This is a genomic window from Cupriavidus sp. F041 (assembly GCF_057814235.1).
In genome coordinates this window covers 1782983-1795998 of sequence record NZ_JBVASY010000002.1, presented here as the reverse complement: position 1 = coordinate 1795998, position 13016 = coordinate 1782983, and the positions used below count along the sequence as shown (strand labels likewise).

Sequence of the window (13016 nt, the reverse complement as noted above, 5' to 3'; positions counted from 1 at the left end):
AGGCTTGCCTCGACGGCGGCCAGGTTGCCGAACTTATGCGCTGCATGAAATCGGTCATTCATTCAAGAAGGAGAGGGCCTTTGATACGAAATCGGCCTGATTCTGGAAAATCCCGCCATGCCCGGCGTCTTCATAAATGATCAGCTGTGCGTCCGGAATGCGGCGCGCCATGTCGGTACTGTTCACGGTGGGCACCATGATGTCGCTGTCGCCGTTGGCGATCAGGACCGGGATCCGGATGCTGCCGAGATCCTGCGGCGCTTGCCGGCCCCAGGCCTTGATCGCCTTCAACTGCCGCAGGAAGGCGACCGGTGTCGGGTCCTTGTCCCGGTTTCGCTTGCGTTCCTTCAGTCGTTCCAGGAAGGCCTTCGCGGCTTGGCGACCATTCGCCGTGGACGTGAAGAACAGGTAGTACTTGGGATCCCTCCGCGTCAGCAGGCCCTTGATAATCAATGGCCAGGAGACCGCGCCCACCTTGTCGATGCCTTGGCCGCCCGCCGGGCCCGTACCGGTTAGCATGAGCTTGCGCACTAAGCCGGGCGCTTTCAGCACCATGTCCTGCGCCACGAATCCTCCGAGGGAAAAGCCGAGCAGATCCACCGTCTCGAAACCCAGCGAATAGATCAGGGCGATGGCATCGCGTGCCATTTCATCGACAGTCACAGGCGCCGTGCCGCCCGACGCGCCGATTCCCCGATAGTCGGTGGCGATGACGCGATGCCTGCCGGCAAGGCCATCGATGATCCGCGGATCGAAATTGTCCAGCACTGCGCCCCAATGATTGAGAAGAATCAGTGGCACTCCACTGCGAGGCCCGAGGTCGCGGTAGGCAAAGGCGGTGCCCCCGACGTCGATCAATAGGTTCGCGGCATTGGCGTAGGTCGTGCCCGATTGAACGTGTTTGTCGGAACTGGTCATTGTTCACTCCGCGTGCCCCGTATGGAACAGGAAATCTGGGGATGTGAAGGAGAAGGCCCGCCGTCAAGTACGATGCGGCGCCCACGCGTTCATTCGACCATTGTGCGCCGTAGGTTCCTGGAGGGCGCCTTACTAGGCCGTGCGATACCGCTCTGCGGCGTGCGCCTGCCTGATGTCCGGAAGCAGGCCTTGCCGCGCGGCCTCCAGGGCGTCCCAGCGTGCGGCGTTGTGCAGTGGCGGGATGGTCACGAGTTCACGGCGATCGAAGCCGACCAGCGCGGCATCGACCAGCTCGTCCACTTCCATCACTCCGGACAGGGTATTGAGGTCGATGCCCGCGCGCTCCCAGATCTCGGTGCGGGTGGCCGCTGGCAGCACGGCCTGGATGTAGACGCCCTTGGGCGCCAGCTCTAGGCTCAGCCCCTGAGAGAGGTACAGCACGAAGGCCTTGGTCGCCCCGTAGACCGACATGCCGAACTCCGGCGCCAGGCCGACGACCGAACCGATGTTGACGATGGCGCCTTCGCCGACCTGTGCCAGGCGCGGGGCAATGGCGGCGGCCAGCCGGGCCAGCGCAGTCGTGTTGAGCGTGACCAGCCGGTCAATGCTTTCGGCGCTCTGCTCGACGAAGCCGCCGGACTGGGCGACCCCGGCATTGTTGATGAGGATGCCAATCCTGGCGTCGCCACGCAGGCGCTTCTCGACCGCGGTCAGGTCGTCGGGCCGGGTCAGGTCGGCCTGGAGGACATCGACGGCGACGCCGGTTTCCTCGCGCAGGCGGGCCGCGAGGGTATCCAGCCGTGCCTTGTCGCGCGCCACCAGCACGAGATCCTGGCCGCGGCGCGCGAAGCGCTCGGCGTAGGTGGCACCGATGCCGGTGGAGGCACCGGTAATGAGGACAGTCGAACGGGTTGTCATGTGCTTGTTCTCTGGCGAAACGTGAACAGGCCGCGATGGCGCGGCCTGTGGGCCGGGGCCGCATTGCGGTGCGGCCCCGGAGAGGCTTACTGGGCGCTGGCCTCGGCCAGCGTTGGGTGGTCGGTATAGCCCTCCGCCCCGCCGCCGTAGAGCGTGGCCGGATTGAAGTCCGCCAGCGGTGCGCCGGTCTTCAGCCGCTCCACCAGGTCGGGGTTGGCGATGAACGGGCGGCCGAAGGCGAACAGGTCCGCCTTGTCCTCGTTGAGGCGGGCGGCGGCCAGGGCCAGGTCGTAGCCGTTGTTGGCGATGTAGGTGTGCTTGAAACGCTTGCGCAGCGCGTCATAGTCGAACGGGGCCACGTCGCGCGGGCCGCCAGTGGCGCCTTCGACGACGTGAAGGTAGACCAGGCCCAAGGCGTCGAGCTGCTCGACCAGGTAGTCGAACTGCGCCTGTGGATCGCTGCTGGAAACGCCGTTGGCCGGCGACACCGGCGAGATGCGGATGCCGGTGCGCTCGGCGCCGATCTCGTTGACCACGGCACGGGCCACCTCCAGCACGAGCCGTGCGCGATTCTCGACCGAGCCGCCATAGGCGTCGGTGCGGACATTGGCGGCATCCCTGAGGAACTGGTCCAGCAGATAGCCGTTGGCGCCATGGATCTCGACGCCGTCGAAGCCGGCGGCGATAGCGTTGGCCGCGGCCTGGCGGAAGTCGTTCACGATCCCCGGCAGCTCGTCGAGTTTGAGCGCGCGCGGCGCGGACACGTCGGTGAAGCCGTTGTTGACGAAGGTCTTGGTCCCGGCCTGGATGGCCGAGGGCGCCACCGGGGCGGCACCGTTCTCCTGCAGGTCGACGTGCGAGACGCGCCCGACGTGCCACAACTGCAGGAAGATCCGCCCGCCCTTCGCATGAACAGCGTCGGTGACCTGGCGCCAGCCGTCGATCTGCGCCTGCGTGTAGATGCCGGGCGTGTCCTGGTAGCCCTGTCCCTGCTGCGAGATCTGCGTGGCCTCGGAGATCAGCAGGCCGGCCGACGCGCGCTGGCTGTAGTAGGTGGCGGCGAGTTCGCCGGGAACGAAGCCGGCGCCGGCGCGGTTGCGCGTCAGCGGCGCTAGCACGACCCGGTTGGATAGGGTCAGGGAGCCAAGCGTGTAGGGCTTGAACAAAGTCTTGTCGGTCATGTCTTCTTCCTTTTCAGTGGATGGATGGTTGTTGTTCCGAGTGCGCGTCGTCGCACGCTCGATCATCCGAATGGGGCTTGTGGCGATCCCCTCGGGACCGCTCAATGCAGACCAATGCCTCGCGGTCACGGCGACCGCTCGCCAAGTACTACTCCTCCAGGAACTGGATCGCGTGCTTCAGGAAGCGCTCGGGATACTGGTACTGCGCGCCATGCCCGGCATCGGGGTAGATCAGCAACTGGGCGTTGGGGATGTTCTGGGCCAGGTACCAGGAATTGATCGAGGCGATCATGATGTCGTTGACGCCGTTGAGCACTAGAGTCGACTGCTGGATCGCGTTCAGGTAGGTATAGGGGTTCTCACCCGGTAGCGGCGCGAAATAGGCCACGTGCGCCTCGGCCTGGGCCTTGGCCACTTCGGCCGAGCTGGGCGGGTCCTGGTCGACGCGCTGGTGGCGCCGCTCCCAGAACGCCAGGCCCGCCTGCCTGGCGGCCTCCGAGCGGCCGAAGAACAGGTAGAGGAAGTCTTCCGCGGTCGGCACCGGATTTGGCGCGACCTGCAGCACCTTCGGTTCCATCGTCGGATCACCACCTCGCAGGCCGGTGCCAAGCAGCAGCAGCTTGCGCACCAGCGCGGGGTGGCGCAGCGCGACCTCCTGCACCTGCATGCCGCCGATCGAGAAGCCGAGCAGATCGACCTGCGACAGCCCCAGCGCCCGGATCACCAGGGCGATGTCGTCGGCCATGTCCTCGATCCGGTTGCGAGGCGTACCGGTGGACGAGGCAACGCCACGACCATTGAACAGGATGACCTCGCGGCCCTTGGCCAAACCATCGGTCAGCAGAGGATCCCAGTGGTCCAGGCCGCCTCGGAAATGCTGCACGAAGAACATTGGGACGCCGGAGGGCTTGCCCCAGCGGCGGTAGGCGAAGCGGTCGCCGTTCACTTCGATGAAGCGGGTGGGTGCAGTCAGGTGAGTGTCGCTCATGGCCTAAGTCCTTAGAAAAAGACGAGCCACAATGATGATGATCATAATCTAAAATGTCAATAATTTTAATGATGGTCAACATCAATGTATATTGACGCTTTGTTTCTTGGCTTACAGAAAGAGGCTCACGGGCATGAAAGTCACCAAAGCACAGGCACAGGAGAACCGGGCGCGCATCGTTGAGACGGCGTCCACGTTGTTCCGTGAGCGCGGCTACGACGGTGTGGGTGTGGCAGAGCTGATGGCGGCCGCCGGCTTCACCCACGGCGGCTTCTACAAGCACTTCCACTCCAAGGCCGACCTGATGGCCGAGGCGGCCGCCTGCGGGATCTCACAAACTGAGGCGCGGACCGGGGGAGTGGACATCCCCGAGTTCATCAATCGCTACGTTTCCCGGGAGCACCGCGACGCCCGTGGCAGTGGCTGCACGATGGCGGCCCTTTGCGGCGATGCGGCGCGTCAACCAGAAGCCGTCAAGGCCACGTTTGCGGCTGGGATCGAAAGCCTGCTGACAGCCCTTGAACGCGAAGGCGTGACGTTGGGTACGCTGGATCAGCGCGAGGCGCGCGCAAAGATGATCGACATGCTCGCCCATTCGGTCGGCGCGATCGTGCTGTCGCGAGCCTGTCCGGATGACTCCCCGCTGGCGGACGAGATTCTGGAAGTCTGCCGCTCAGAAATTCTCGCGCCATTGTCGATGTCGGTGGACAACTAGCAAGCAGGCCGTGCGACCCGGGAGCCTGCGCAGGATCAAGACACCGCGCAGCCCGATATCGGGGACCGCTGAAGCCTATTGCTATTGACGCGTGCGCCGTGCCGCGGCTGGCCCTTCGTGTCTAGCAAAGATCAATTTGCCGGTGGGCCACTATTGCATATGCAATCATGTGTGGGATAGGCGCTGCCGATGGAGATTGATCTAGTTATTGCCCGCTGGGAAGCGGAGGAGAAAGCGGTTCGCGCTCGCCTGAAAGACCCCGATGCCGCGCCGCAGGAACAGATCGGCGGCTGCTCGGGCATGGAGGTGTTCGAGGCGAATTTTGCCGGGGAACCGCCGCCTGCGCCCATTGGCGATACGCTCGATTTCGTGCCGATCCACATGGAGCTGGGCGCTGCGATCTCCCAAGGTTGACCGCAGCGAAGGCACTACAATCCTTTGGGCACCGTGCACGGCGGCTGGTTCGCCACGCTGCTCGACCCGGCCGTGGGCTGCGCGGTGCATTCGACGCTGCCCGCTGGCAAGCGGTTTCACCACGCTGGAACTCAAGGTGAACATGGTGCGCTCCCTCAATGATCGGGTGCCGCTGGTGCGTGCCGAAGGCAAGGTGATCCACGCAGGCCGCCAAGCCGCCACGGCCGAGGGCCATATCGTCGGCCCGGACGGCAAGCTGTATGCGCACGCGACCACGACGTGCCTGGCTTTGACCATTTTGCAATTGCGTCGGGAGGATCCCATGGCCAAGCCTGAAGTCGTTCTTTGCTCTTCAGTGCGCACTGCGATGTGCACCTATGGTGGCGCGCTGAAAGATACCCCGGCGCCCGAGTTGGGCGTGGCCGTGGTCTGTGAAACCCTCATGCGAGTCAGGAGCGCACCGGAGTCGCAGTGGTAAGTAGGACCAAGGGATTTCACCTTGAGCCTCTCGCAGAACCGTACGTGAGACTCTCGCCTCATACGGCTCCCGTCATCCAACCTTAACCTCCATACCACGCCAATAGACGAACAATGCTGGGAAATCAGCCTTCATCTTGCCAAGCCAGTCAGCACTGAGCCGCTTATGCCGCTTCAGTGTTTTGTACTTCCGTCTGGCCCACTGCATCAGCCTTCGATCAATGTATTGAAAGAGCTTGTGCATTGCTGTCCGATAGAACGCCCCATAGTAAGCTTTCAACAAAAAGTGAATCTGTAGTCTGCCCCGAATCCCTGAAGGATTACATCGACATCAGCTTCAAGGGTTTTGGTGTCGCGGGCCTTGAAGGCCAGCCACTCGTATTTCATCTTGTGCCAGAGCTTCTCGATGCGATTGAGCTCCGGGCTGTACGGTGGCAGGAAATACAACGTCAAGCCTTTCGTTTGTAGCAGCCGGAGATAAGGCCGCAGTGCGCGGGCCGTGTGGACCGAAGCATTGTCGAGAATCACGGTCAGCGGCTTGCCGACGTGTTCGACCAGCAGGCCGAGAAATCCAGCGAACAGCATCGAGGTCATCGTCTCCCACAACTTCGCTGCAAACAGTTCTCCCGAGGACAGCAGTGCTCCGACCACGTTCAGACGCTTACCACGCCGGGCTTCAATCATGTGTTGCTCCCCGACAGGTGTCCACGCACTTCGATTCGGCTGCGCTTGCGCGAAGCCAACTTCGTCTACGTAGGCGAGTTCGATTTCGCCACGCTGGGCTTGCTGGACCAACTCCCCAATTTCGGATTGGGCTTGTCGGAACCGCTGTTCGTCCCGCTTTTTTTTAAGCTATGCCGGGTTCGCTTCCATACCAGCCCCGCCCGTTTGAGAATCCCTGTCAGCGTATTGCGGTCGGGTAGCAGCGACGCATTACTACGTCGCCGCCCCCTAAGAACCGGACGTGCGAGTCGCCCCGCATCCGGCTCAAGCCATTCGTTCAGCACCATTGTGTGGCACCGGGCAGACCAGCGGAACGTTTCGCGGTTCGACGGCGGGCAAAGTAGGCGGCCCATGCCGGGTCAAACGGATTGGCCAGTCCCCGGATTTTGACGTGTCGCTGGATCGCGACGGTCGTTGCGCGGAAGAGTTGCAGGCCGCAGGTGTCACCCTCGGTTGAACCCTCTGTTGCAAAATCCCAGGACCGGTATCCGTCGCGCCGGAAGTACCGTTGCCGGACCCATCGGGCTCCTTTCATGGGGTGACGACGCTTCGCCCATCTCCAGAGCCGTTGCCAGATGTGGGAGTCGATTGAGGAGAAGATCGCTTTCGACACGACGTGACGGTGATACTGGGCCCATCCCCGGATCACAGGGTTGAGCTGTCGTATCAACGCCTCCTGCGTGGCGCTCGCGTTTTCCTTGATGATTCCCCTGACCTTGTCAAGCAGCGACTTGATGCTCTTGTTCGCTGGCTTGATCAGCAACTTGCCGTCGTACTTGCGCACGTTCTGGCCAAGGAAATCGAAACCCGCCGCTATGTTCGTGATCCGGGTTTTCTCTTCCGAGAGCTCCAGACCCCGAGCCGCCATGAACTGCCTGACTGCCGGAAGTACCCGGGATTCCAGCACATCTTTCGATACGCCAGTCACCACAAAGTCATCGGCATAGCGGACGACGTTGAGCTGCGCCTTTCTGCACTCAAGTGTGGATGTGCCCACACTTGCATGAACTGCTGCTTCAAGTCCGTCCAACGCCATATTCGCGATCACAGGCGAGATCACACCCCCTTGGGGTGTGCCCGCTTGTGACTCGAACAAGGTTCCTTCATCGATATATCCGGCTCGAAGCCACTTGCGCAGAACCTCCTTATCCATCGGTACGTTCTCCAGAAACCAGGAATGACTGAAGTTGTCGAAACAGCCCCGAATGTCACCCTCCAGAATCCATTCTGACGAGGCACGCTTGGCCAGAACGTTGAAGCACTGTTCGATGGCATCGGCGGTCGAGCGCTCGGGCCGAAAGCCGTAGGAATTGGCGTCTGCAAGGGTCTCCGCGACGGGTTCCAGAGCGAGCTTCCATAAGGCCTGCATCGCCCTGCACCGCATACACGGGATTCCTAACGGACGCTTCTTCCCATTACTCTTGGGAATGTAGACACGCCGCAACGGCATCGCACGATAGCCGCGATGTCGTAGCGACAGCATTCCGTTCCATCTGGCCGCCGGGGATGACCATATCTTGCCGTCCACCCCCGGCGTTCTCTTACCGCGATTCTCCGTCACACGCTTGACGGCGAGCATCTTGCCGCCATGCGAGCGGGTTAGCAGACGTTGCAATGCTTTCACCTTGCCCCATCGGCCTTCCTGAGCGGCCTTGGCGATACGCATCTGAAGTCGCTTCACCTCTGCTTCGATGTGCGACCAGTTTGCATGGTCCCACATCTGCGCAGCGCTCGAGAGTGCACCAGCGTCAGGAGCTTTCGCGTCCGTTGCCGTCATCTGCTTTCCCCCGTATAACGATTGTTCAAGGTTATCTCGCCATGAATGACCACGCGGAAGTCTGCCCGCTTTCGCGTCGGGCGATGTCTCAGCCCGTATCCCGTCCATTACAGCCGGGCGTTCGCTTTCTCCGCATTCCTTTACCCACCGCGCCAACAGCGTTCCTCGCGGTTCGCCTGCCGTTGCCGGCGCCGCGATGGGCTTACCCTGTTCCGCATGAATTTCCGAGCGGGGCGGACCCTTCCTCTTCGCCGGCGGCTTGTCGTCCATGGTGGCCCAGTTCACGAAGGCCACTCCACACCGCGTACCGTTTTGGTCCAAGCCTGTCAGCACGTTTGGCTTGTTGATTCTGACGACGTTTATCGGAAGTTCACATATGTTGATCGTACCCACTCATCCCTTGCTCCTCTCCGCCTCTGTGCTGGCAGATTCCGCCTTACCTCGCGGCTCGGCGTACCGGTTATCCGGCGGCTACGTTGTCCCCAGAGCTTCACACCGAGCTGTTACCGGCTCCGCATGCCCGGGTAGGGAACGGTTGATGGAACAACCGGTTTCATCAGGTAATACCTGCTCCAGTGAAACAGAAACTCAAGCGACTTTCAGGTCGCACATGAACTCGAATCCCGAACTTCTCTTCGAGTCGTGCCAGCAGTTCCGCGGCCGTCAGCGCCTCCTGCGTCGCCCACATCTTCAACTGCTCAACCTGCGCCGGCGACAGCTTCGACGGCGCACCGCTACGCGGCGCGTCCGACAGCCCTGCCATGCCTTTGTCCAACCAACGATAGCGCCTCTCGTACACCGCCTCCAACGTCAACTCCTGCCGCCTGGCTATCTCCTTGGCTGGCACGCCGTTGCTAAACATCAGAATCGTCCGAGACCTGTCTCGTGTTCTCCAATCACGGCGGCTTCTCGCCAGAACCTCAAGCTCAGTACGTTCTTCCTTCGTCAGTTCCAGCGGCTTCAATACGGCCATCGTCTATGTCGCGGTTCTTGTTCGGCCCGACAGTATAGAGATACTTCTTGTGAGGCGCTTAATTCACCCACCCGCGTATTGTGGAGTTGTATTGCTGCGCCAATTCCGCCAGCGTCGCTGGCGTTCTGCAATGCAGTCGCCAGTCCCGTACCGTCTTCCGCATCCGTTTCAAAGCCGTATCGCTGACTGCCGGTAAGAAGCTTGTGAATAACCGGCCCCACTTGTTCCTCGCTCCCCTCGGTCGGAATGTAAATCCGAGAAAGGTAAATTGCACGAGTCGATACGCTTTGGTGCGCTTGCTGTGCTTGCAGTACACGATCTTCGATTTCTCCGGATGCATCGTCAATCCACATTCTGCCAACCGCGATGCGATGGACTGCATCACGTCTTCCGCTTGCTTCTGGCTGTGGCAGTGAACCACCGCGTCATCGGCGTAACGGGCGAAGGGACATTGCGGATAGGTGCGCTTCATCCATTGATCGAACGCATAGTGCATAAACAGGTTCATCAAGATCGGACTGACGACCCCGCCTTGAGGTGTCCCCCGTTCCCTTGGAACGGAGATACCCTCCGCAGTCTCAAACGGTGCAGTCAGCCACCGCTCGATATACAGCAGGATCCAGCCTTCCTTGATGTGCTTGCGAACGGCTTTCATCAAGAGCAAATGATCGATTTGATCGAATGCCGCCTTGATGTCAAACTCAACCACCCAGCCATGCTTCCAGCACCGTTCTCTGGTGATGGCAACCGCCTGTATTGCCGATTTTCCCGGCCGATATCCGTATGAATCCGGATGAAACATCGGATCGAGAATCGGTTCGATGAGGAGCTTAGCCGCCGTTTGCGCAACGCGGTCGGAGACTGTGGGTATACCGAGTTTTCTCAAGCCGCCCGATGCCTTCGGAATTTCAACCTGCTTGACCGGCGGCGGGATATACGACCCCGACGACATCCGATTCCACAGCTTGTAGAGATTCTTCGACAGATTCTGCTCAAACATCGCGATCGTTTCATCGTCGATGCCGGCAGCACCCCGGTTGGCCTTCACTTTCTGGTATGCATCCCACACGGTACGCTTTGCAATACTATAAGGTTTCGTTGATATCACGTCACTCATCCCCAAATAACAGGTTGGCGACCTTCGTCAACCAGATAACGCTGCCCCTTCGCTCCGCCTTCATTACAAAGGCTTCATCACTACTACGGGCAGCTCCGCCCCTCGTTCCGGCATCGGTATTCTTCCTCATGGTGTCTGCCACTTGTCATTTTCCTTAGCATCTGAAACAAGGTTCTCACGTTCCATACCAAAGCCTGTATTGAGCTCATGCCGCCTATACACCGGCTGCCATCAGGACCGTAAACAGGTATCGTCCTGACTAATCCCAGGGCATCTTGACGACCCCAGTTTTGACAGCGCCTTAATTTCATTAACGATGCGTCATCGAACGGTTTGCTTTCGCTCATCTTCTCAATACGTACCTGACATCTGTATTGATGCCTTTTCCACAGTCGCTCACCACCACGCCTTTTGAACGCAGCAGCACTGGGCGGTTTGAAACCTGCTCCTGCAAGCCGGTTTCGGGAGGCCTGCTCCCATCTTTAGTACAGCATCGCAAGCTTCCGCTTGCGTTCGTGACACACTCAAGACGATGAAGTACCGTCCGGACTTCCCCGCGCGCTTCGGCTGCATTGAGGATGCACGCGCCCACTGTCAGGCGTTCTTCGCCTGGTACAACACCGTGCATCGGCACTCGGGCATCGGATTCATGACGCCGCACAGCGTTCATTATGGGCTCGCCCAAGAGTTGCACCTCACCCGTCAGGCAGCACTCGACACAGCATTCCGGGCGTCCCCAAAAAGGTTTAAAGGGCGTCGTCCTGAACCACCGCGGTCGTCCTTCAACTGCGGATCAGCCTGCGGGGCCTGAGCCCGCCGGTTTGGCGGCGCGTTCTTGTTCCCGAGCACATGACGCTCGGACAACTTCATAGTGTCATCCAGGTGGTCATGGGCTGGACGGACGAACATCTGCACCAGTTCACCATTCGTGGCAGGCGTTACGGCGAAGCCCATGAAGGCGTGCTGCAATTTTCCACGGTGGCAAACGAGCTGACGCTGACCGCGTTTCGTCTCCGCGAACACGAAGGCTTCGTCTATGTGTACGACTTCAACGCGTGGTGGCGGCACGATATACGGTTGGAGCGGCGGTTGCTGCGGCAGCGTCCTGAGCCGCTGCCACGTTGCGTGGCAGGTTGCGGGCCTTGCCCGCCAGAGGACATCGGCGGGATCGAGAGGTATCTGGAGGCCAGGGACGAACGCAGTGAGTACGAGTTCCTCGACTGGCTCGAGTCGCTGCGCGAGGGTCCAGTTATGCTGGACGACCTGCGGGATGAGGTCGACCAATGGCTGGTTTGGCTGGACCGGCGCTTCGACCGTCGGACCGCAAATGAACGTTTGCAACAGATCCTGGCATAGACTGGCAGCCCAGACATGCGTGGGAGGCCGCCATGCGGATCAGCTTGCAAGTCGTAGTGGATACCGAGGGTGATACGCCTGCCACCGTCACCGAGATTGCGCAGTTCGAGCGCGCCGGCCTCGATGCCGGCTCGCTGGGTCTGCACTTGGCGGAAGCCAAGTCATTGTTGAGCCGGCTGCAGCGCACGATGATCGCGGCACAGGTTGCCGAGGCGGTTTCCCGGACCAGCGTTTGCCCCACGTGCGGTGCGCAGTTGGCTTGCAAGGGCCACCATCACCTGGTCTTCCGTAGTGCGTTCGGGCGACTGTCGATTGACAGTCCCAGGCTGTACCCCTGCCGGCAGTGCAAGGGCGACGCACCTAGCTTCAGTCCGGTCGCCGGCCTTTTGCCTGAGCGGCCAGTCCAGAACTGCAGTATCTCGAGGTCAAGTTTGCAGCGTTGATGTCCTATGGCCTGACCGTCAACGTCCTGCAGGAAGTGTTGCCGCTCGACCATGTGCTGGCGGCCAGTTCGATCCGGCGCCAGGTCACCGCACTCGGTCGCCGGCTGGAAGCGGAACAGGCCACCGATGCCCGGCAGCAGGTGGAGATGGCGGCTAGCATTTGTCCTCCCGACATCCCGGACCCCGGTCCGGTGCGCGCGATTGGCATCGACGGCGGCTACCTTCGGCTGGCGGGCCGCAAGCGTCGCCAAGACGGTTGGTTTGAAGTGATTGTCGGCAAGTCTATGCGGGATCAGGGTGCCGGCCACAGTTTTGCCTACGTGCACAAACTGGAGCATCGGCCGGCCGATCGCATGTTGAATTTCCTCCTGCGAGAAGGTGTGCAACCGGATCAACCGGTTACCTTTCTCTCGGACGGCGGGGATACCGTCCGGTCTGCCCAGTTCGGCTTTGGTGATCACGGTGAGTGCATCCTCGATTGGTTTCACATCGCCATGCGGGTACAGAACCTCGAACAGATGATCAAGGGCCGGCCAGCACACAGCGATGGCCCGAGCAATGCGACCTTGATCAAGGCGCTGCAAGGTGCCAAGTGGCACTTGTGGCACGGTTGCCCCTATCCAGCGTTGCGCCGGCTGGGAAACCTGGGCTGGGATCTCGACGCCGAGGCCAGCCCCGAGGAGGCCAAGCTCCTTGGCAAGCTCGAGGAGTTGATCATTTATCTGGATAACAACAGGGGCTTCATCGTGAACTACGGTGACCGCTATCGCCATGGGGAGCCGATTGCCTCTGGTTTCGTCGAGTCGGCCGTCAACCAGGTGATCAGCAAGCGGTTCGTCAAACGCCAACAGATGGCCTGGCGGCCGCGGCACGCGCACGCACTGCAACAAATTCGGACTGCCGTGCTCAATGACCAGCTCCGATCGCACGTTGAACGATGGTATCCCTCCATCGCCAGAGCAGAGAACCACCGCATTGCCGCTTAGTCAGCCCCGTTTTGGCGCGGTCTCCCTTCG

Annotated in this window: 10 protein-coding genes and 4 pseudogenes; 5 read left to right on the top strand and 9 right to left on the bottom strand. The window is 61.0% G+C overall.

From position 1 onward, the window contains the following. Positions 1–54: 54 nt before the first annotated feature. From ACZY0R_RS25545 to ACZY0R_RS25530, 4 genes are all read right to left on the bottom strand, one after another. Positions 55–918, bottom strand: a complete 864-nt coding sequence (locus tag ACZY0R_RS25545) for an alpha/beta fold hydrolase (RefSeq protein ID WP_488862247.1) — start codon at positions 916–918, stop codon at positions 55–57. A 132-nt stretch (positions 919–1050) separates the two neighbouring features. Further along, a complete protein-coding gene (locus tag ACZY0R_RS25540) occupies positions 1051–1836 on the bottom strand; it encodes an SDR family NAD(P)-dependent oxidoreductase (RefSeq protein ID WP_488862245.1) in 786 nt (261 codons plus the stop codon). 86 nt (positions 1837–1922) lie between these two features. After that, positions 1923–3017 (bottom strand): alkene reductase, encoded by a 1095-nt coding sequence (locus ACZY0R_RS25535; protein ID WP_488862243.1) that lies wholly within the window; start codon positions 3015–3017, stop codon positions 1923–1925. 148 nt (positions 3018–3165) lie between these two features. Further along, positions 3166–4005 carry an alpha/beta fold hydrolase gene (locus ACZY0R_RS25530; RefSeq protein ID WP_488862241.1) on the bottom strand — a complete coding sequence of 280 codons (840 nt, stop codon included), beginning with the start codon at positions 4003–4005 and terminating at the stop codon, positions 3166–3168. A 133-nt stretch (positions 4006–4138) separates the two neighbouring features. Here ACZY0R_RS25530 and ACZY0R_RS25525 point away from each other — a divergent pair, with 133 nt between their 5' ends. Further along, a complete protein-coding gene (locus tag ACZY0R_RS25525) occupies positions 4139–4720 on the top strand; it encodes a TetR/AcrR family transcriptional regulator (RefSeq protein WP_488862239.1) in 582 nt (193 codons plus the stop codon). Between the two features lie 189 nt (positions 4721–4909). Then, positions 4910–5420, top strand: a pseudogene (locus tag ACZY0R_RS25520) (PaaI family thioesterase); the annotation flags it as partial. Between the two features lie 264 nt (positions 5421–5684). Here the strand turns inward: ACZY0R_RS25520 and ACZY0R_RS25515 are convergent. The 5 genes and pseudogenes from ACZY0R_RS25515 to ltrA (ACZY0R_RS25495) form a co-directional block, all read right to left on the bottom strand. Then, complete coding sequence (locus ACZY0R_RS25515; protein ID WP_488866156.1) at positions 5685–5891, bottom strand: group II intron maturase-specific domain-containing protein; 207 nt, start codon at positions 5889–5891, stop codon at positions 5685–5687. After that, positions 5888–6445: pseudogene (locus tag ACZY0R_RS25510) on the bottom strand (IS630 family transposase); the annotation flags it as partial. The gene ACZY0R_RS25515 and the pseudogene ACZY0R_RS25510, both read right to left, overlap by 4 nt. A gap of 166 nt (positions 6446–6611) precedes the next feature. Further along, positions 6612–8396, bottom strand: coding sequence for a group II intron reverse transcriptase/maturase (gene ltrA, locus ACZY0R_RS25505; RefSeq protein ID WP_488857409.1), 1785 nt, complete (start codon positions 8394–8396; stop codon positions 6612–6614). A gap of 271 nt (positions 8397–8667) precedes the next feature. Then, positions 8668–9084 (bottom strand): helix-turn-helix domain-containing protein, encoded by a 417-nt coding sequence (locus ACZY0R_RS25500; protein ID WP_488858095.1) that lies wholly within the window; start codon positions 9082–9084, stop codon positions 8668–8670. Positions 9085–9142: 58 nt separating this feature from the next. Continuing rightward, a complete protein-coding gene (ltrA, locus tag ACZY0R_RS25495; RefSeq protein ID WP_488862237.1) occupies positions 9143–10153 on the bottom strand; it encodes a group II intron reverse transcriptase/maturase in 1011 nt (336 codons plus the stop codon). Positions 10154–10727: 574 nt separating this feature from the next. On the opposite strand from ltrA (ACZY0R_RS25495), the pseudogene ACZY0R_RS25490 reads away from it, so the two are divergent. From ACZY0R_RS25490 to ACZY0R_RS25480, 3 genes and pseudogenes are all read left to right on the top strand, one after another. Beyond that, positions 10728–10964 (top strand): annotated as a pseudogene (locus ACZY0R_RS25490) (integrase core domain-containing protein); the annotation flags it as partial. 23 nt (positions 10965–10987) lie between these two features. After that, positions 10988–11557, top strand: coding sequence for a plasmid pRiA4b ORF-3 family protein (locus ACZY0R_RS25485; protein ID WP_488866154.1), 570 nt, complete (start codon positions 10988–10990; stop codon positions 11555–11557). A 32-nt stretch (positions 11558–11589) separates the two neighbouring features. Continuing rightward, positions 11590–12986: pseudogene (locus ACZY0R_RS25480) on the top strand (ISKra4 family transposase). Positions 12987–13016 lie beyond the last annotated feature (30 nt).